Origin of the sequence: Streptomyces sp. NBC_01210, from assembly GCF_036010325.1 — a bacterium.
Classification (GTDB): Bacteria; Actinomycetota; Actinomycetes; order Streptomycetales; family Streptomycetaceae; genus Streptomyces.
On sequence record NZ_CP108549.1, the window covers coordinates 2,109,305 to 2,128,765 of the forward strand.

The following is a 19,461-nucleotide window of genomic DNA, read 5'->3' on the forward strand; positions in this document are numbered from 1 at the left end:
AGAACGGCTTCGAGCGCGGGCTTGAGATCACTCACGCGTTCCCCTCCTGCTCCTGGTTCTCGCGAACCTCTTGATCGAATTCATCGGTGACCAGGGGCTGCTCCGCGCCCTCGCCGCCGGTCCAGCGCACCATCAGCTCGCCGAGGGCGACTTCCTGGTCCAGGATGACGGCCTTCTCGCGGTAGAGCTCCAGCAGCGCGAGGAAGCGGGCGACGACGGTGAGGGTGTCGGGTGCGTCTGCGGCGAGCTCCCGGAAGCTGACCTCCCCGGCCTCCCGCAGCCGCGCGACGACCACTTCGGCCTGTTCGCGCACGGACACGAGGGGCGCGTGGATGTGGTCGATGTACACCTGCGGCTTGGGCCGGGGCTGCATCGCCTTCACCGCGAGCCTGGCGAAGCCTTCGGCGCCGATGCTGATGACGACCTCGGGCAGCAGCTCGGCGTGGTGGTCCTCGAGCCCGACGGTCCTCGGGTACCGCTTGCCCTCCGCATCCAGCCGCGCGCTGAAGATCTCGGCGATCTGCTTGTACGCGCGGTACTGCAGCAGCCGCGCGAAGAGCAGATCGCGCGCCTCGAGCAACGCGAGGTCGGCCTCGTCCTCCACCTCGGCGGTGGGCAGCAGCCGCGCGGCCTTGAGATCGAGCAGCGTGGCGGCGACGACGAGGAACTCGGTGGTCTGATCGAGATCCCAGTCGGGCCCCATGGCCCGGATATGCACCATGAACTCATCGGTGACCTTGGAGAGGGCGACCTCGGTCACATCGAGCTTGTGCTTGGAAATGAGCTGCAGGAGAAGGTCGAAGGGCCCTTCGAAGTTGGCGAGCCGTACTTTGAACCGCCCGTCGTCGGGGGTCTGAGGCGCGGCCGCGTGCTCCGCGGGCGGGGTTGCCGGAACCGCGGGCGCGGCGGGCTCCGGCGCGGCGGGCTCGGCCTCGGCCGCCACGGAGGAACCGGGCGGCTCCACCACCGCGGTCCCGGCGGGACCACCGTCGTCGCCGTGAGACAGGCGGCCAGGACCCGGGGCCCCGCCCCCGCCCGGCTCCGAAACCCTCCCGGGCACGAACACGGCATCCGGCCCGGCGGGACCACCGTCGTCCCCCTGAAACAGGCGGCCAGGCCCCAGGGCCCCGCCCCCGCCCGGCTCCGAAACCCTCCCGGGCACGAACACGGCATCCGGTCCGGCGGGACCACCGTCGTCGCCGTGAAACAGGCGGCCAGGGCCCGGGGCCTCGCCCCCGCCCGCGGCAGCAGCCACCCCGGCCTCCGGCGTGGCAGGCTCCGGCCCGCTCACCACCGCGGTGGCCTCCGCCCGAGCGGGCAGCTCCGGCTCCGACTCCACGGACGCGCCCGCAGGGCCCTCCGGCGCACCATTGTCACCGCGCAGCGGGCGACCCGGTCCCGGGGCCTCGTCCGCACCCGCGGCGGAGCCGCCTGTCGAGGCAGCGGGAAGGGGCGGGGTGGCGGAAAGCGCCCCCGGCGCCACCACTGTCGGCTCCCCGTCCGCACCGCTCCGCTCCAGCCGCTCGTCCCCCGGCTCGGGGGCCGGTACGGCAGGCGGAGGCGACCCGCCGCGGTCCGTGCCGGGGCCGCGGCCCAGCGAGCGGCGGGGCGGGCGGGTGGAGTCGTCGGTCGGCGGCATCGCGGTCCAGGGGCAAAAGGAGCAGGCAGGGCAGCGCGCAGGCTACCGTCAGCGGCCGCGCAGACGTCGCACGAGAATGCTCGCGTCGCCGCGCTGCTCGAGATCCGCCAGCACCACCGCCACCGCTTCGCGGACGATCCGTCCGCGGTCGACGGCCAGCCCGTGCTCACCGCGCAGCACCAGCCGCGCGTGCTCGAGGTCCATCAGTTCCTCGGCCGAGACGTAGACCGTGATCTTCTCGTCGTGCCGTTCACGGCCACTGGGCCGACGGTTCGCGCCACGCTGCCGGCGGCGCGTCTGTCCGGTCGGCGACACGGCGGCGGCTCCGGACGCGGCAGCGTCCTGCGGGCGGCGCCCCTTGGCACCGCCGGCCGACGCGGCCCGGTCGGCCTCCGCGCCCCGGCTGCGTCCTTCCGCGTGGCCGTCCGCATCCGCCGCGGAGTGCTCCTCCGAAGAAGAGGCAGAGGCAGCCGCGGAGGACGACGCCTCAGCCGCCCCTTCCCCGCCCGGATCGCTCTCACCCGCCGGCGCCGGCACCCTCGCCTCGCCGTTCGCCTGCCGCCGCGGGGACGACGACTGAAGTCCCATGCCCCCGGTCGTACGGAACAGTTCGTCGGCCCCGGGCAGACTCACTCGGCGTGACACCGGGCGAGCACCTCCCTGGCGAGCTGACGGTACGCGGCGGCGCCGACGGAGTTCGATGCGTACGTGGTGATGGGCTCACCGGCGACCGTGGTCTCCGGGAAGCGCACGGTCCGGCCGATCACCGTGTGGTAGACGTGATCGTCGAAGGCCTCGACCACCCGCGCCAGCACCTCACGACTGTGCACCGTACGGGAGTCGTACATCGTGGCGAGGATTCCGTCGAGCTCCAGGTCGGGGTTGAGCCGCTCCTGGACCTTCTCGATCGTCTCGGTCAGCAACGCCACACCGCGCAGCGCGAAGAACTCACACTCGAGCGGCACGATCACCTTGTGCGCGGCGGTCAGCGCGTTCACCGTGAGCAGGCCCAGCGAGGGCTGACAGTCGATCACGATGTAGTCGTAGTCGGACAGCAGCGGCTTCAGCGCACGCTGCAGCGTGGACTCGCGCGCGACCTCGCTCACCAACTGCACTTCCGCGGCCGAGAGATCAATATTGCTCGGCAGCAGATCCATATTGGGCACGGCGGTCTTGAGCAGCACCTCGTCCGCCGACATGCCCCGCTCCATGAGCAGGTTGTAGACGGTGAGGTCGAGCTCCATCGGGTTGACGCCGAGACCGACCGACAGGGCTCCCTGCGGGTCGAAGTCGACGAGCAGCACACGCCGTCCGTACTCCGCGAGCGCGGCGCCCAGGTTGATGGTCGACGTCGTCTTGCCGACGCCGCCCTTCTGGTTGCACATCGCGATGATCTTCGCGGGACCGTGATCGGTCAGCGGGCCCGGGATCGGGAAGTACGGCAGGGGTCGCCCGGTGGGGCCGATCCGCTCGCGGCGCTGACGCGCGGCGTCAGGGGCGAGGGTGGCCGCATACTCGGGGTCGGGCTCGTACTCGGCATCGGGGTCGTAGAAGTGCCCTTCGGGGACTTCCTCGTAGGCGGCGAAGTGGGTGGACTCTCGGCCACTCTCGTTGCCGGCCATGGCGTTCACGTGTTGGCCGTCCATCATCTTCATCGTGTGGGCTGTCGTCGTGTGCGTCGTGTGCTGTTGTGTCGCGAAGGTTCGGACAGCGACGGAGCCGACAGCCTCGAGCCCGGGCTGTTCCCTTGACGGGACCTGGCCCCGCGCAGGCATTCCCGGTTGACCACCCCCGGGAGTAAATGTCGACTCATTCACAAGTCGTCTTACCTCCTTGGACGTGACCAGGAAACTTATCGATAGGTCAGCGTGGCACCATGCCGACGGTTGGCGACTCTATGGCGTGTCACCGGTCCGCAGCAACACAATCCGCCGGACCCGGCTCGATGTGTCGGCAACCGAACACCCTTCTGTCAAGGGTGCTCAGGACTCTTGGCGTGACCCGGCCCGGACGTTTCGAGGGTGTGCGAAACGGTTAAAGGGTTACGTTCGAGGCGAGTTGAGCGAGCCTCACAAAGCGGGCGGATACGCATCCGGCCGGACCTTGCTCGGCAAGGTCCGGCCGCGGGCGCGAGATTGACGAGGCGCGTTGACGCGTCAGCCGAGCAACGTGCTCAGTTCGGTGCTCTCCAGGCCGTGAGCCTCGGCGACCGGGCCGTAAACGACCTGGCCGTCATGGGTGTTGAGACCCTTGGCGAGCGCCGGGTCGCGGCGCAGCGCCTCGACCCAGCCGCGGTTCGCGAGCTCCACGATGTACGGCAGCGTCGCATTGGTGAGCGCGTAGGTGGAGGTGTTGGGCACCGCCCCGGGCATGTTGGCGACGCAGTAGAAGACCGAGTTGTGGACCATGAAGGTCGGCTCGGCGTGAGTGGTCGGACGCGAGTCCTCGAAGCAGCCGCCCTGGTCGATTGCAATGTCGACAAGTACACTTCCGGGCTTCATCTTGGCGACGAGCTCGTTGGTGACCAGCTTCGGGGCCTTGGCGCCCGGGATGAGAACGGCGCCGATGACGAGGTCCGCCTCGACGACGGCCTTCTCCAGCTCGAAGGCGTTGGAGACGATCGTCTTCACCTTGGTGCCGAAGACCTTGTCGGCCTCGCGCAGCTTGTTGATGTCACGGTCGAGCAGGGTGACGTGGAAGCCCATGCCGACGGCGATCTGCGTGGCGTTCCAGCCGGAGACGCCACCGCCGATGACGACGGCCTCGCCGGCCGCCGTGCCCGGGACGCCGCCCGGCAGCACACCGCGGCCGCCGACCGAGCGCATCAGGTGGTACGCGCCGACCTGCGGGGCCAGCCGGCCCGCGACCTCGGACATCGGGGCGAGCAGCGGCAGCGTGCGGGTGGCGGTCTCCACCGTCTCGTACGCGATGGCGGTGGTGCCGGACTCGAGCAGCGCGTCCGTGCACTCGCGGGATGCGGCGAGGTGCAGGTAGGTGAAGAGGGTCTGGTCCTTGCGGAGGCGGTGGTACTCCTCGGCGATGGGCTCCTTGACCTTCAGCAGCAGGTCGGCGGTGGCCCAGACCTCGTCGGCGGTGGGCAGGATCTGCCCACCGGCGGCGACGAACTCGTCATCCGTGATCGAGGAGCCGAGACCGGCGTTCTGCTCGATGAAGACCTGGTGGCCGCTGCGCACGAGCTCGTGCACACCGGCAGGGGTGATCGCCACCCGGAACTCGTTGTTCTTGACCTCGCGGGGGATGCCGACCTTCACGTCGATCACGGTCCTTGACTCAGGGGTATACGGGTGCAATGCCATACATACCCGGATACGCGTGGCGCACCGGAAGACACCACGAGAGCATGTGGCAGAGCCAGTCTAATGAAGGACTTCGCGCTGTCTAGCCTTACAAAGCATTAATCTTTGGCCGAAGTGCTACGGATTTCGTAGGCAGGATCATCGGTACCCTCTGTTCCTAGCAGCTTCTCCGCCATGGCGCGGTGCAGCCTCGCGGCTGTCGGGTCGCCGAGCCGGTCGAGGGTGTCGGCCAGCCTGAGCTGCAGAGCTGCCTGCAGCCGTGCGTCCCCGGTCTGCCGCGCCAACTCCACCGCCTCCTGGCAGGTGCGCAAGCACTCCTCCGGCCGGCCCGCGTACTCCTGTACGCGCGCCACCTCGCTCAACGCTCGTGCCCGGGACGGCAGATCGCCGAGCCTGCGGTAGCCGGCCACCGCCGCCCGCCAGTTGCGCAGCGCCTCGCCGTACCGCCCCGCATAGGTGTGCACGGCACCCAGCCGGCCGTACAGCCGGGCCTCGTCGGCCCGCTCGCCGCGCGCCTGCCGCTGGGCGAGCGCCCGCCCGTACCAGTCCGCGGCCCGCTGCCAGTCCCCCAGCTCCTGGTAGGCACCACCTACGGATTCCATCGCGCGGCCCGTCGCGTACGGATCGTTCGCGGCCCGTCCGGCGTCCAGAGCCGCCCGGTAGCGGGCCAGCGCCTCCTCGGTACGACCGGTCTGAGCATCCAGATCGGCAAGATTCAGCAGGGCGGCGGCCCTTTCGCGGTGCAGCCCGCGACGCTCGGCCACGCCGAGCACCAGCTGGTGCAGTCCGTAGAGCTCGGCAGCCGCGTCCTCGGTGCCGCGGTGCGCGGCCAGCGCCCGGACCAGGGCCGCGACCAGCCGCCGCGCCAGGGTGTCCAGCTCGCCGTCCTCGACCGCGAGCCGCGCCGAGGCCAGCAGCGCGGGCAGCCTGATCCGCAGCCACTCGGCGGCGGCCGACGCGGTGGAGAACCGCAGCGCGCGCGGCAGACCGGCCAGCTTCATGCGGGCCGGGGAGCCGTCGGGCTCGGTGATCGCCCGGCAGGAGTGCAGCTGCCGTACGGTCCGCTCCAGCATCCGCGCCCGGGCCAGCTGTACCTCGGCCGGCCGGTCGTGCGTCTGCAGCAGGGTGCGCAGCAGCGGCAGGAGAGCGCCCGGCACTTCGTGGTGGTCGCCGGCCGAGCGCACAAATCCCAGGTCGGCGAGGTCGCAGAGGGTCGCTTCGGCGGTCTGCAACGAACAGCCGGCCAGCGCGGAGGCGGTGTGCGCGTCGGCGACCCCGCCGGGCGCGAGGGACAGCAGTCGCAGCATCCCGGCGGCCGACGGCGGCAGGGACTCGTACACCAACCGGAAGGCACGGGCCAGCGGCCGGCCGACCTTGGGCTGCTCGCTGTCGTCCGGCAGAGCGCGCAGCCGCTTGGCCACATCGGCGACCGACGCCCTCGGCCGGGCAGCGAGCCAGCCGCCGACCAGGACCAGCGCGGTGGGCAGCCCGCCGCACTCCTCCGCGATGGCCTCGGCGGCCTGCGGATCCACGGTGATCCGCACCGATCCGGTGAAGGTGCCGAGCAGCTCGATCGCGGACTTGGCGTCCATGCCGCCGAGCGTGCACGGCCGTACATCCGGAATACCGGTGAGCGGGCCCTCGGCCACGGCCACGGCCAGGCAGTCGGGGTTGTCGGGCAGCAGCGGGTCGACCTGCTCGGCGTCCCCCGCGTCGTCGAGAAGCAACAGCATCCGGCGTTCGGTGAGCGCCTCGCGCACCATCCCGGTCAGCTCGTCCTCGTCGGCGCCGGGCGGCGACGCGATACCGAGGGAGTCGAGCAGTCCGCGGGCCGCCCGCTCCATCGGGACCCGCCGCCCGCCGGGCTCGGACAGCCGGGCCCGCAGTACCCCGTCGGGGTAGCCGGCGGCGACCCTGCGGGCGAGTTCCTCGGCGAGCGCGGTGCGCCCGGAGCCGGGGCGCCCGGCGATCAGCAGCACCCGGGCACGTGGGGCCTTGCGTCCGGAGATGGTGTCCAGACCGGCTCGTTCGATATCGGCCCGAAGGGACTTCAGCTCCCGCTGGCGCCCGAAGAATTGGCTTCGGTACGCCTTGGCCGGGCCGCCCACGTCCACCGCCTGATCCGTCACGGGCCACGCTCCCGTCAGTCCGCGCACGAGCCAAGCCCGCAAGGGACTCCGCACGGGCGATCCGAGCGTAGTTCACGCTCTGCAACGAGCGTGGCAGAGCGCGGCGGGGGCGTCGCCCGATCGGATCAGCGGATTGTCCGACCGGAACTTCTCCCGCACGCCCCAGGCGTCGCTCAGGCCTCGAACGGGCGCGCCGGCCACGGCGCCTCGGCCGGCCGCAGCGTGTCGACGCCGTCGCCGTTCAGCACGGCGGTCAGCGACAGCACGCCCACCACCAGGGCGTTGTTGTGCAGGTCTCCGGCGAGCACACCGCGTACGAGATCCTCGAGCGGAACCCGGGCCAGCTCCATGTCCGCCTCCTCATCGGAGACCTCGAAGCGCTCGCCCTCGGCCTCCGACAGATCGCCGGCGAGGAAAATCCGTACGGCCTCGTCGCAGCCACCGGGCGTGGTGTAGACGTCGGCGAGCACCCGCCAGTCCTCGGCCTTGACGTGCGCCTCCTCGTACAGCTCGCGCTGTGCGGCGTGCAGCGGGTTCTCGCCCGGCACATCGAGCAGACCGGCCGGGATCTCCCAGAGCTTGTGGCGCACGGGGTGCCGGTACTGGCGCAGTACGAGGACGCGGCCGGAGTCGTCGAGCGCGAGGACCGCAACGGAACCGGGGTGCACCTGGTAGTCGCGGCGCGCGACGGTGCCGTCCGGCATGACCACGTCGTCGGTACGGACACTGGTCTTGTTGCCCCGGAACGGCGTCGTGGTCGCGGTGACCGGCCATTCCTCGGGGGTGTCCTTGAGCTCCATGTACGTCCTCCACACCACAAACAGAAACCGGGGTACGAGTCCCAAAGGACACGTACCCCGGCAACCGTATCGCTTGGGACTACTTGCCCGTCTTGCGCTCCACCGCGGCCTTCACCAGACCGGCGAAGAGCGGGTGCGGACGGGTCGGGCGGGAACGCAGCTCCGGGTGCGCCTGGGTGGCGACCAGGTAGGGGTGCGTCTCGCGCGGGTACTCAACGTACTCGACCAGCTTGTTGTCGGGAGACGTGCCCGAGAAGAGGATGCCCGCCTTCTTCTCCAGCTCCGCGCGGTAGGCGTTGTTCACCTCGTAGCGGTGGCGGTGGCGCTCCTCGATGTACGGCTGGTTGTCATAGACCTCGCGCACGATCGAGCCCTCGGCGAGCTTCGCCGGGTAGAGGCCGAGCCGCATGGTGCCGCCGAGGTCGCCCGCACCCTCGACGTACGCCAGCTGCTCCTCCATCGTCGAGATGACGGGATGGGCGGTGGCGGCGTCGAACTCGGTGGAGTTGGCGTCGGGGATCTCGGCGAGGTTCCGCGCGGCCTCGATCACGATGCACTGCAGGCCGAGGCAGAGACCGAGCAGCGGGATCTTGTTCTCACGGGCGAACTGGATCGCGCCGACCTTGCCGCTGACACCTCGGTCGCCGAAGCCGCCGGGGATGAGGATCCCGTCGACGTCTCCGAGCTCCTTCTCGGCGCCGGCCTGGGTCTTGCAGTTGTCGGAGGCGACCCACTTGACCTTGACGCGGGCCTTGTTGGCGAAGCCGCCGGCGCGTAGCGCCTCGGTCACCGAGAGGTACGCGTCCGGAAGGTCGATGTACTTGCCGACGAGCGCGACGGTGACCTCGTGGTCGGGGTTGTGGACCCGGTCCAGCAGGTCGTCCCACGTGGTCCAGTCGACATCGCGGAACGGCAGATCCAGCTTGCGCACGACATACGCGTCCAGACCCTCGGTGTGCAGCACCTTCGGGATGTCGTAGATCGACTTGGCATCGATCGCGGCCACGACGGCGGCCTCGTCGACGTCGCACATCAGCGAGATCTTGCGCTTGATCGCGGTCGGTACCTCACGATCCGCGCGGAGCACGATCGCGTCCGGCTGGATACCGATGTTGCGCAGGGCTGCGACCGAGTGCTGGGTCGGCTTGGTCTTCAGCTCGCCGGACGGGCCGATGTACGGCAGCAGGGAGATGTGCACGACGAAGACGTTGTCGCGGCCGACCTCGTGGCGGACCTGGCGGACGGTCTCCAGGAACGGCAGCGACTCGATGTCACCGACCGTGCCGCCGACCTCGGTGATGACGACATCGACGTCGTCGGTGGCCATGCGGCGGATGCGGTGCTTGATCTCGTTGGTGATGTGCGGGATGACCTGCACGGTGTCGCCCAGGTACTCGCCGCGGCGCTCCTTGGCGATGACCGTGGAGTAGACCTGGCCGGTGGTGACGTTGGCCGAGCCGTCGAGGTCCACGTCGAGGAAGCGCTCGTAGTGGCCGATGTCCAGGTCGGTCTCGGCGCCGTCGTTGGTGACGAACACCTCACCGTGCTGGAACGGGTTCATCGTGCCGGGGTCGACGTTCAGGTACGGGTCGAGCTTCTGCATGGTGACCCGCAGGCCCCGTGCCTTGAGCAGCGCGCCCAGGCTGGAGGCCGTGAGGCCCTTGCCGAGGGAGGAGGCGACACCCCCGGTGACGAAGATGTGCTTGGTCGTCATGGATTTGGGCGGCATCGCCAAGAGGGGGCTCCCGTGGTCGCGAGGTGAGGTGCGTACCGGCGACCCTTCGAGGGGTTCGGGGGGTGCCGTCGCTGCGGTTTCGGGGCCCCTGTTTTGCACAGGGCGGCCACCGGTCCACGGGGTACCAGGGTATCAGCGACAGCGGGTGACCGCTTCCGGCCGCGCCCTCCCCCATGCGCACCCCGTTCATCCGGGGATCACCCTTGGCTCACCCGTTCGGCGGACTCGGGTTGCCGGGAGCGGTACGCAGATCCTTAAGGTGCGACGTATCCTGCTCGGACACTCGCTGCCGAGCCAGGCCGGCAAACGGCACCATCCCCGTCCGTCACCCGGAACATCGCGCTCGTCAACGACCCTTGACCGCAGTAAGCGCCCCGAGGGGCGGACGTGGCCGTTCGACTGGAGATGCACGTGGCCGGGCGCATCGAGGATTACGCACTCATCGGAGACATGCAGACCGCTGCCTTGGTCTGCCGGGACGGCACAGTGGACTGGCTGTGCCTACCCCGCTTCGACTCGCATGCCATCTTCGCCGGGCTGCTCGGCACCGAAGACCACGGTTTCTGGCGGCTCGGCCCGGCGCATGCCGCGGATGCCCAGCCTCCGTCGGCCGCCCGGCGCCGCTACCGCGGGGACTCGCTGATCCTCGAATCGGAGTGGGACACGCCACGCGGCACGGTCCGTGTGACGGACTTCATGCCGCCTCGTGACGGCGCGCCCCAGCTGATCCGGATCGTGGAGGGCGTGAGCGGGCGGGTGCGGATGCGCTCGGCGCTGCGTATGCGTTTCAGTTACGGGCGTGTGGTGCCGTGGGTCCACAAGGTCGACGGGCGCACGGTCGCCGTCGCCGGGCCCGACTCGGTCTGGCTGGACACCTCCGCGGAGACGTACGGCAAGGACCTGACCACGTACTCCGACTTCACCGTCGGTCCCGGTGAGCGGATCGCCTTCACCATCAGCTGGCAGCCCTCGCACCACCATCCGCCCTCGCTGCCCGACCCCGAGGGCTCGCTGGAGGCGACCTCGGACTTCTGGCGGGAGTGGGTCGAGCACTGCACGTACAACGGGCCCTACCGCGAGGCCGTGGTCCGCTCGCTGATCACGCTGAAGGCGCTGACGTACGCGCCGACGGGCGGGATCGTCGCGGCGCCGACGACCTCGCTGCCGGAGGAGATCGGCGGCGAACGGAACTGGGACTACCGCTACACCTGGCTGCGCGACGCCGCGATCACCCTGTCGTCGCTGCTGCGCACCGGCTACCGCGAGGAGGCCCGCGCCTGGCGCGAGTGGCTGCTGCGTGCGGTCGCCGGTGACCCGGAGAACCTGCAGATCATGTACGGGATCGCGGGCGAACGGGAGCTGGGCGAAGCCGAGTTGGACTGGCTGCCGGGCTACGAGAACTCGACTCCGGTACGGGTCGGGAACGGCGCCGCGCACCAGCTGCAGCTGGATGTGTACGGCGAGGTCACCGAGGCGCTGCATCTGGCCCATATGACGGGTCTCGCGCGCAACGACTACGCCTCGCTGCTGCAGCTCAAGCTGATCCGCTACCTGGAGAAGCACTGGGACCAGCCGGACGAGGGCATCTGGGAGGTGCGCGGGCCGCGCCGGCACTTCGTGCACTCGAAGGTGATGGCCTGGGTCGCGGTCGACCGCACCATCAAGCTGATCGAGTCCGGCGACGCGGACGGCCCGATCGAGCGGTGGCGCGAGCTGCGCGACGACATCCACCGCGATGTCTGCGAGAAGGGTTACGACAAGGAGCGCAACACCTTCACGCAGTCGTACGGCTCGAAGGAACTGGACGCCTCGCTGCTGCTGATTCCGCAGATGGGCTTTCTGCCGCCGGACGACAAGCGCGTCATCGGCACGATCGAGGCGATCCAGCGGGAGCTGGCCACGGAGGACGGTTTCGTACTGCGCTATCCGACCGCGGGCGAGAATGCCGGCGTCGACGGCCTCAAGGGCGACGAGGGCGCGTTCCTGGCGTGCTCGTTCTGGCTCGCGGACGATCTGGCGATGATCGGTCGGGTGGACGAAGCACGGCGGCTGTTCGAGAAGCTGCTCTCCCTGCGCAACGACCTTGGGCTGCTGGCCGAGGAATGGGATGCGACGCTGCAGCGCCAGGTGGGTAACTTCCCGCAGGCGTTCAGCCATGTGCCGCTGATCGACACGGCACTGCGGCTGACAGCTTCCGGCGCTTACGGAGGGTAGCGGCGGGGCTTCGCGGCAGGACCGCTCGACTGATCATCTCTCCCTCATCGGGACTACGATGAGAAGGTCCTGTCGCGCCCTCGGAAGGGGGCCACTATGGCGCCCCAAGGCATTGCGGAGGCGGCGCTGGCCGGTCTCCGTCAAGAACTGACCGGCACAGCAGTCGCCCCCGGCGATCCGGGGTACGACGAGGCTCGCGCCATCTTCAACAGCATGATCGACCGGCGACCCGCCGTCGTCGCGCAGTGCGAGACGGAAGCGGATGTGGCCAGGGCGATCAGCTTCGGCCGGGACAACGAGCTGGAGATCGCCGTCCGCGGCGGCGGCCACAGCGTCGCGGGCACGTCGCTGACCGACGGCGGAATCGTGGTCGACCTGCGCCGTATGCACATCGTGATCGTCGACCCCGTGTCCCGGGCGGCACGCGTCGGCGGCGGCGCCACCATGAGCCATCTCGACCGGGCCACGCAGCCGCACGCTCTGGCGACCACCGGCGGCCGTGCGTCCACCACCGGCGTGGGTGGCTTCACGCTCGGCGGCGGATCCGGCTGGCTTGAGCGCAAGCACGGCTTGGCCTGCGACAATCTGATCGCCGTCGAGCTGGTGACTGCCGACGGCGAGACCGTCCACGCCAGTGCGGACGAGAACTCGGAGCTGTTCTGGGCGCTGCACGGCGGCGGCGGCAACTTCGGGGTGGCGACCGCGATCACCCTGCAACTGCACGCGCTTCCCGCGATGTCGATGGTCATGCTGCTGTTCCGGCCGGAGGCGGGACCCGAAGTCGTGCGTGCCTACCGTGACTTCATGGAGTCCGCGCCGGACGAGGTCGGCGGTGGCTGCATCTATCTCACCGCGCCGCCCGAGCCATTCGTCCCCGAGCAACTGGTCGGCAAGCTCGTGTGCACGGTCCTGGTCACCTACACGGGCACGGAAGAGGAGGCCCGGCAGGTGACCGCGCCGCTGATGGGGCTCGGACACGAGGCGGAAGTGATCACGGAGCTGCCGTACGCGGAGCTGCAGTGCATGCTCGACGACCCGCCCGGGATGCGTAACTACTGGTCGGCCGAGTACCTCAGCGGCTTCCCGGACGAGGCCGTGGACGCCTACTGCTCGCGTGCCGACACCATGCCCGTGCCCACGGCCACGCAGCACGTCCTGTTCCCGGTGGGCGGCGCGGTGGCGAGGAGCCCGGACGACTATCCGCTGCCCTGGCGCACCGCGCCGTGGACCGTCCATCCCTTCGGGATCTGGGAAGACCCGGCCGACGACGAGCGCGGCATTCACTGGGTCCGCGACGTACGCGCGGCCGTACGGCCCTGGTCCCACGGCTCGGTCTATCTGAACTTCATCGGGAACGAGGGGCGGGGGCGGGTCCTCGAGGGCTTCGGCGAGGAGAACTACCTTCGCCTCGCCGCGGTCAAGGCGAAGTACGACCCCAACAACGTGTTCCGGCTGAACCACAACATCAAACCGGCGTTCTGAGACGAGTCGCCCGGCAAACGCCCGCGCGGGCCGACATGGTGTCGGGTTGCCGCGCGGGCGATGCCGGTCGGGACGCACCGGGTGATGCGCACACGTGTACGGGCCCGGTAGCGTCCGGAGCCGGGGCGGCCGGCGCCCGTCGGACCGGATCGGAATGGCGAGGCGAGACTCAGTGGAGACGACCCAAGGTGGAATCACGGTGCAGCGGGCGCTCGAACTGCCCGGGCTGCGCGCCGGGCTTCCGGAGGTCGTCGCAGGCGCGGAGCGGCTGAACCGCACGGTGCGCTGGGTGCACGCGGGTGAGGTGCCCAACATCGCCTCGCTCCTCAAGGGCGGTGAGCTGCTGCTCACCACGGGCCTGGGCCTCGGCACCCGGCCGGCCGAGCAGCGCGCCTTCGTAAGGCAGCTGGCGGACCGAGGAATCGCCGCGCTGGTGGTGGAGCTGGGGCCGCGTTTCAGCAGGCTGCCGGCGACGATCGTGGAGACGGCCCGGGCGGCCGGTCTGCCACTGGTGCAGCTGCACCGCGAAGTCCCCTTCGTCTCGGTGACGGAGGAGATCCACACCGAGATCGTGAACGGGCACTACGCCCTGCTGCGGCAGGCCGAGGAAGTGCACCGGCGGTGTACGGAGGTGCTCCTCGACGGCGGCGGAGTGCCCCAAGTGCTGCGTATCCTCGCGGACTTCACCGCGAACCCGGTCTTCCTGGAAACGGCGGACGGGCAGCTGCTGTACGCGGCCGAGTCCGAGTCGGGGCAGGCCGGAGCCGATCCGCTCCAGGTGTGGGACGGGCTGCGCGGCCAGCGGGCGGCGCGGGAGTCCCCTCCCGCCGGCGCGGTCCTCGTGGACGTACCGGGCGGTGGGCACGGGGCGGCTTCGGTACGCGCCCGGCTGGTGCTGCTGGCCGTCGGCTCCCCGATGCTTCCGGTGCACCGGATGGCGGCGGAGCGTGCGGCCGGCCTGCTGGCGGTCGTACTCATGCAGGCACGCCAGGAGGAGGAGCTGGCGGCGCGCGGCCGCGGCGACTTCCTGACGGACCTGGCGGAGGGGCGCATCACGCCGGAGGACGCGCCGGCGCAGGCGAAGGTGCTGGGCTTCAGACCGGGCGAGGGCCCGCTGCTGCCGGTCGTGATGCGCCTCGCCGCGGAGCTCTTCCCCTCGGGGAACTGGGCGCTGCTGGCACGCGCGGTGCTGGAGGAGCTGGCGTCGGTAGGGGTGCCGGTGCTGCTGGGCGTACGTCCGGTGGAGGGCCGCGTACCGCTCCTGCTCGGCCTGCGCTCCGAGTCGGAACGCACGGCGGTCGCGGACCGGGTCGCCGCGGCGCTGCGGGCGGGTGTGGAACGGGCCGGCCTGGAGCGGGCGGGCGCGCATCCGCCGGTCGTGGTGGTGGGCATGGCGGGCGGCTGGGCGGCGGTTTCGGCGGGTCTGCGCCATGCGGCGGAGACGGCGACGGCGGCGCAAGGCCTCTCGGACCGCCCGTGGTACGACGCGCGCCGTCTGGACATCGACCTGCTGCTGTGGCGCCTCCGGGACCACCCGGACCTGGCGGCGTTCGTGGACCGCGCGATCGGCCCCCTCCGCGCCCACGACCGGGCGTCCCGCCCGCCGCTGCTCCCGACGCTGGAGACATACCTGGCCCACGCGGGCCGCAAGGCGGAGACGGCCCGCGAACTCCACCTGAACCGCCAGACGCTGTACAACCGCCTGGCCCGTATCTCGGAACTCCTGGGCACGGACTTGGACGACCCCCAAACGGTGCTGGCATTGAGCCTGGCACTGAGGGCGCGACGGCACGCGGGGTGAGGTGGGCGCCGCGGAGGTTTGGGGGGCCGTGCGGCGCGTACCCGGCGTTCCTGAGGACTCGGGGTGCTGCGCCGCGAAGCCGACGCGCTCGGGAGGAGCGGGGCCGCGCGCCGTGTACGCGGCACGCCACAGAGCCCGCGGGCTGCGCCGCGAAGCCGGCGTCTCGGGGTGCGGGGGCGTCAGCCCCGCGTACCCCATCCCCCGCGGCCCCGCGGGCAGCCCCCTCACCCGGCGGACGCGCTCGGAAAGTACGAGGCCGCGCGCCATGTACCCAGCACGCCACAAAACCCGCGGGCTGCGCCGCGAAGCCGGCGTCTCGAGGTACGGGGCGTCAGCCCCGCGTACCCCATCCCCCGCGGCCCCGCGGGCAGCCCCCTCACCCGGCGGACGCGCTCGGAAAGTACGAGGCCGCGCGCCATGTACCCAGCACGCCACAAAACCCGCGGGCTGCGCCGCGAAGCCGGCGTCTCGAGGTACGGGGCGTCAGCCCCGCGTACCCCATCCCCCGCGGCCCCGCGGGCAGCCCCCTCACCCGGCGGACGCGCTCGGAAAGTACGAGGCCACCCGCCGTGTACCCAGCAATCCACAAAACCCGCGGGCTGCGCCGCGAAGCCGGCGTCTCGAGGTACGGGGCGTCAGCCCCGCGTACCCCATCCCCCGCGGCCCCGCGGGCAGCCCCCTCACCCGGCGGAGGCGCACATCATATACAGCGGGAAGCGGCGGGCAGCGGGAAACCCAGCCCGAGCCTCAGCTCCACCCCGCCACGACCTCGTCGTACACGCTCAACACCAGCGCAATCGTCTCGTCCTCCGTCGGCCACGTCGCCGCCTGCGCCCGCCCCGCCGCCGCCAGCTCCTCCCGAACCCCCGGGTCACTCAGCAGCCGCGCCACCGCCCCGCCCAGCGCCGCCGCGTCGCCGTACGGAACGAGTTCCGCCGCCTCGCCCACCAGTTCCGGGATGCCGCCCACCGCCGTCGCAACCAGCGGGACGCCCAGTCGCAGCGCCTCCTGCGCGAGCAGCGAGCGGGCCTCCCAGCGGCTCGGCAGTACCGCCACATCCGCCGCCGCGAGCAGCTCACCGATGTCGTCCCGGCGCCCCATCAGCCTCACCGGCAGCCCCTCCGCCTCGATACGGCGCTGGAGCGCACCCCGCTGCCGTCCCTCCCCCGCGATCACGACCAGCGGCACAGGGTCCAGGCCACGCCACAGCCGGGCCGCATCCAGTAGCGTTCCGTACCCCCGGTGCGGCACCAGGCTCCCGACGGCCATCACCAAGGGGCGTTCGACAGCGCCCAGTTCGGCGCGTGCCTTGCTCTCCGCGCCGCCCGGCCCACCGCGCGGCGCGGGCACGGCGACCGGCGCGAGGCGGGCGTCACGTGCGCCCCGCTTGCGGGCCCGGTCGACCAGCTCGGAGCACGTACCGAGCACAACCGCCGCCGCCCGCGCGGCCCTTCGCTCCAGCAGGCGCAGCACCTGGCCACGTGCGCCGTCGTCGTGCGCCCGCGTGTGCCAGGTGACGACCAGAGGCACGCGCTGCCCGCTCAGCGCCAGCGTGGCGCGTACGGCGGCGTGCAGCCCGTGCGCGTGCACGACGTCCACTCCCGCGCACGCCGCGCGCAGCGCGCCGACCGCCGCCGGGTCACCGCGCCGCGGTACGGGCGCGAAGTGGGCCCCGGCGCCGGGGAAGTCGTAGACGTGCTCCAGTTCAGCGGGAGCGCACACCGTCACCCGCACGCCCCGCGCCACCAGCCCCGCGGCCAGCGACCTGACGTGCGCGCTGCTGCCCGCGCTGCCGCCGCCCAGCACTTGGACCGTACGCAGCTGTGTCACTCGGCCAAGGATGCCAGCCCGTACGCACGTTCCGGCACCGTCGGGGCGTCGTGCCCGTGTCCGGAACCGGACTCCGTACGCCGGATCACCCACACGGGTGATCCGGCGAGCCGACTGACGGTGTCTCCGTGCGCGGCCGCGGCGACGGGGCCGGCAGCCTGAACGGCAAGCCCGGCACGGCGACACGGCCGCGGGCCATGGGGTACTGCCCGCCCCGCGGGCTACCCGTCCGCCCGGGCCGTCGCCAGGAACTCCTCCGCCGCGGGCTACCCGTCCGCCCGGGCCGTCGCCAGGAGCTCCTCCGCGTGCGCACGGGCCGTCTCCGAGTCCTCCTGGCCCGCCAGCATCCGCGACAGCTCGCGCACCCTGTCCTCGCCCTCCAGGACCGTCACACCGCTTCGCGTCACCGTGCCGTCGTTCGTCTTCTCGACGAGCAGCTGCCGGTCGGCGAACGCCGCCACCTGCGGCAGATGCGTCACCACCACCACCTGCGCCGACTTGGCAAGCTTCGCCAGCCGCCGGCCGATCTCCACCGCCGCCTTGCCGCCCACGCCCGCGTCGACCTCGTCGAAGAGATACGTCGGCACCGGATCGGTCCCCGCGAAGACGACCTCGACCGCCAGCATCACCCGCGACAGCTCACCGCCCGACGCCCCCTTGGCGATCGGCCGCGGCGGCGCGCCCGGGTGCGGGGCCAGCAGCAGTTCGACCTCGTCGACGCCGGACGGCCCGTACACCACCGCGCGGCCGCCGACCTCGACGCCGGAGGCCTCATGGCCGGACTCGGTCTGCCTGATGTCGAAGGACACCCGCGCATGCGGCATCGCGAGTGAGGCCAGCTCCGCGGTGACCGCCTCGGCGAACCGCGCCGCCGCCTCCGTACGCGCGTCGGTCAACGCCTGCGCCAGACCGGACAGTTCGCTCCGCAGCGCGTCCCGCTCCGCCGCCAGCTCGCCGATCCGGTCGTCGTCGCCGTCCAGCTCGGTGAGCCGACCCGCGCTCTCCTCCGCCCACGCCAGCACGGCGGCAATGCCTTCACCGGTCCCGCCGTACTTGCGCGTCAGCCCGGTCAGCGCCGCCCGCCGTTCCTCCACCGCGGCCAGCCGCAGTGGATCGGCGTCCAGATCGTCCGCGTACCCGGCCAGCTCTCCCGCCACGTCACCGAGCAGGATGGAGATCTCGCCCATCCGGTCGGCGAGCCCGGCCAGCGCGGGGTCGTGCGAGCGTACGGCGTCCAGGGCCCGTCCCGCGCCCGCGACCAGCGTCGTCGCGTCGACGCCCTCCGGGTCCTCGGGATTGCCCGCCAGCGCGCCGTGCGCGAGCGACGCGGCGGACGCCAGCGCCTCGGCGTGGCCCAGCCGCTCCGCCTCCGCGGCGAGTTCGACGTCCTCGCCGGCCCGCGGTTCGACGCCCGCGATCTCGTTCAGCCCGAAGCGCAGCAGATCGGCTTCCTGCGCGCGCTCACGGGCGCGCGTGGTCAGCTCGTCCAGTTCGACGGAGACGGCCCGCAGCCGCCGGTACGCGGCCGCGTACTTGGCGTGCGGCCCGGTGACCGCACCGCCCGCGTACCGGTCGAGCGCCTCCCGCTGCCGCGCGGGCCGCAGCAGCCCCTGCTGGTCGGTCTGGCCGTGCACGGCGACGAGTTCGTCGGCCAGCTCGCCCAGCACGCCCACCGGCACGGACCGCCCACCGACGTGGGCGCGCGAGCGCCCCTCCGCGGAAACGGTCCGGCTGATCAGCAGCATGCCGTCCTCGAGCTCGGCCCCGGCCTCCTCGGCCCGTACCGCGGCGGGGCCGTCGGCGGACACACTGATCCGCCCCTCCACCACCGCCGCCTTGGCGCCGATCCGCACCAGGGCGGGGTCGGCGCGCCCGCCGAGCAGCAGCCCCAGGCTGGTGACGACCATGGTCTTGCCCGCGCCCGTCTCGCCGGTCACCGCAGTGAAACCGGGTGACAGCTCGACGACCGCGTCGTCGATGACACCGAGCGACCGTATCCGCATCTCCTCCAACACGGACACGACCTTACGAGGTCCGGGGCCCGCTGTGCGACGGACCCCGGCCTCCGATTCACTCTCCCGGGCAGCGGAGAGTCACCGCAGCCCCTTTGTCCGCCGCAGCAGTCGGACATAAGGGCCCCATCGCGACCTGCGTCCGCCCTCCGCCCGGTCCAGGCTGTCCTCGATCACGGCGTCGTGCTGCCGACGCCGGAAGAGCGGCCACGTCAGCCGGTCGGGGCCGCGTACGCGCATCGCGAGCAGACTCCACGACGTACTCGTGGAAGCCGCGGAAGCCGTGGAAGCCGCGTCGCGGCCCGTGAAGCGGAAACGGACCCACCGGCCGGGCGCGTACTCGACGACCGTGTGGCGCACCGCACCGTGCCCGCCCTTCCCGCCGACCCCGAGCGACCGGTCGAGCCTCATCCGGAGCCACGACTCGTACGGCCGGAGCCCGTCGTCCGGCGCGGAGAGCGAGTCCGGCAGCGCGCCTGCCTCTCCCACGGATGGGCCAGGA

General features: G+C 71.7%; 13 protein-coding genes. 3 read left to right on the forward strand and 10 right to left on the reverse strand.

The features are described 5' to 3' along the window. Positions 1-31 precede the first annotated feature (31 nt). The 7 genes from OG735_RS09550 to OG735_RS09580 form a co-directional block, all read right to left on the reverse strand. Complete coding sequence (locus OG735_RS09550) at positions 32-1,108, reverse strand: segregation and condensation protein A (protein ID WP_442812594.1); 1,077 nt, start codon at positions 1,106-1,108, stop codon at positions 32-34. 579 nt (positions 1,109-1,687) lie between these two features. Further along, positions 1,688-2,272 (reverse strand): hypothetical protein, encoded by a 585-nt coding sequence (locus OG735_RS09555; protein ID WP_327328259.1) that lies wholly within the window; start codon positions 2,270-2,272, stop codon positions 1,688-1,690. Next, the gene (locus tag OG735_RS09560; RefSeq protein WP_327322702.1) at positions 2,269-3,414 is read right to left on the reverse strand and encodes a ParA family protein; all 1,146 of its coding nucleotides are present in this window, start codon (positions 3,412-3,414) and stop codon (positions 2,269-2,271) included. The genes OG735_RS09555 and OG735_RS09560 overlap by 4 nt, the downstream gene beginning before the upstream one ends. Positions 3,415-3,795: 381 nt before the next feature. Further along, complete coding sequence (gene ald / locus OG735_RS09565; RefSeq protein WP_327328260.1) at positions 3,796-4,911, reverse strand: alanine dehydrogenase; 1,116 nt, start codon at positions 4,909-4,911, stop codon at positions 3,796-3,798. Between the two features lie 143 nt (positions 4,912-5,054). After that, complete coding sequence (locus OG735_RS09570; RefSeq protein ID WP_327322703.1) at positions 5,055-7,085, reverse strand: tetratricopeptide repeat protein; 2,031 nt, start codon at positions 7,083-7,085, stop codon at positions 5,055-5,057. 173 nt (positions 7,086-7,258) lie between these two features. After that, positions 7,259-7,885: an NUDIX hydrolase gene (locus OG735_RS09575; RefSeq protein ID WP_327322704.1), complete on the reverse strand. Its 627-nt coding sequence runs from the start codon at positions 7,883-7,885 to the stop codon at positions 7,259-7,261. A gap of 79 nt (positions 7,886-7,964) precedes the next feature. Further along, on the reverse strand, positions 7,965-9,614 hold the full coding sequence (locus OG735_RS09580) for a CTP synthase (protein ID WP_327322705.1): 1,650 nt from the start codon (positions 9,612-9,614) through the stop codon (positions 7,965-7,967). Positions 9,615-10,031: 417 nt separating this feature from the next. Here OG735_RS09580 and OG735_RS09585 point away from each other — a divergent pair, with 417 nt between their 5' ends. The 3 genes from OG735_RS09585 (at position 10,032) to OG735_RS09595 (ending at position 15,117) form a co-directional block, all read left to right on the forward strand. Further along, the gene (locus OG735_RS09585; protein ID WP_327328261.1) at positions 10,032-11,834 is read left to right on the forward strand and encodes a glycoside hydrolase family 15 protein; all 1,803 of its coding nucleotides are present in this window, start codon (positions 10,032-10,034) and stop codon (positions 11,832-11,834) included. Positions 11,835-11,930: 96 nt separating this feature from the next. Next, positions 11,931-13,316, forward strand: coding sequence for an FAD-binding oxidoreductase (locus OG735_RS09590; RefSeq protein ID WP_327322706.1), 1,386 nt, complete (start codon positions 11,931-11,933; stop codon positions 13,314-13,316). A gap of 154 nt (positions 13,317-13,470) precedes the next feature. Next, a complete protein-coding gene (locus OG735_RS09595) occupies positions 13,471-15,117 on the forward strand; it encodes a PucR family transcriptional regulator (protein WP_443066182.1) in 1,647 nt (548 codons plus the stop codon). Between the two features lie 747 nt (positions 15,118-15,864). Here OG735_RS09595 and OG735_RS09600 read toward each other — a convergent pair. The 3 genes from OG735_RS09600 to OG735_RS09610 form a co-directional block, all read right to left on the reverse strand. Next, the gene (locus OG735_RS09600) at positions 15,865-16,947 is read right to left on the reverse strand and encodes a glycosyltransferase family 4 protein (protein WP_327322708.1); all 1,083 of its coding nucleotides are present in this window, start codon (positions 16,945-16,947) and stop codon (positions 15,865-15,867) included. A 266-nt stretch (positions 16,948-17,213) separates the two neighbouring features. Continuing rightward, a complete protein-coding gene (gene recN, locus OG735_RS09605; protein WP_327328262.1) occupies positions 17,214-18,950 on the reverse strand; it encodes a DNA repair protein RecN in 1,737 nt (578 codons plus the stop codon). 90 nt (positions 18,951-19,040) lie between these two features. Next, positions 19,041-19,448: an SRPBCC family protein gene (locus OG735_RS09610; RefSeq protein ID WP_327322709.1), complete on the reverse strand. Its 408-nt coding sequence runs from the start codon at positions 19,446-19,448 to the stop codon at positions 19,041-19,043. Between the last annotated feature and the right edge of the window lie 13 nt (positions 19,449-19,461).

Bases quoted from the DNA above. Each gene is read 5' to 3' on its own strand.
- OG735_RS09560 (WP_327322702.1), bottom strand. From the start codon at position 3,414: ATGCCTGCGCGGGGCCAGGTCCCGTCAAGGGAACAGCCCGGGCTCGAG.
- OG735_RS09575 (WP_327322704.1), bottom strand. From the start codon at position 7,885: ATGGAGCTCAAGGACACCCCCGAGGAATGGCCGGTCACCGCGACCACG.
- OG735_RS09580 (WP_327322705.1), bottom strand. From the start codon at position 9,614: ATGCCGCCCAAATCCATGACGACCAAGCACATCTTCGTCACCGGGGGT.
- OG735_RS09590 (WP_327322706.1), top strand. From the start codon at position 11,931: ATGGCGCCCCAAGGCATTGCGGAGGCGGCGCTGGCCGGTCTCCGTCAA.
- OG735_RS09595 (WP_443066182.1), top strand. From the start codon at position 13,471: ATGGCGAGGCGAGACTCAGTGGAGACGACCCAAGGTGGAATCACGGTG.
- recN (WP_327328262.1), bottom strand. From the start codon at position 18,950: ATGCGGATACGGTCGCTCGGTGTCATCGACGACGCGGTCGTCGAGCTG.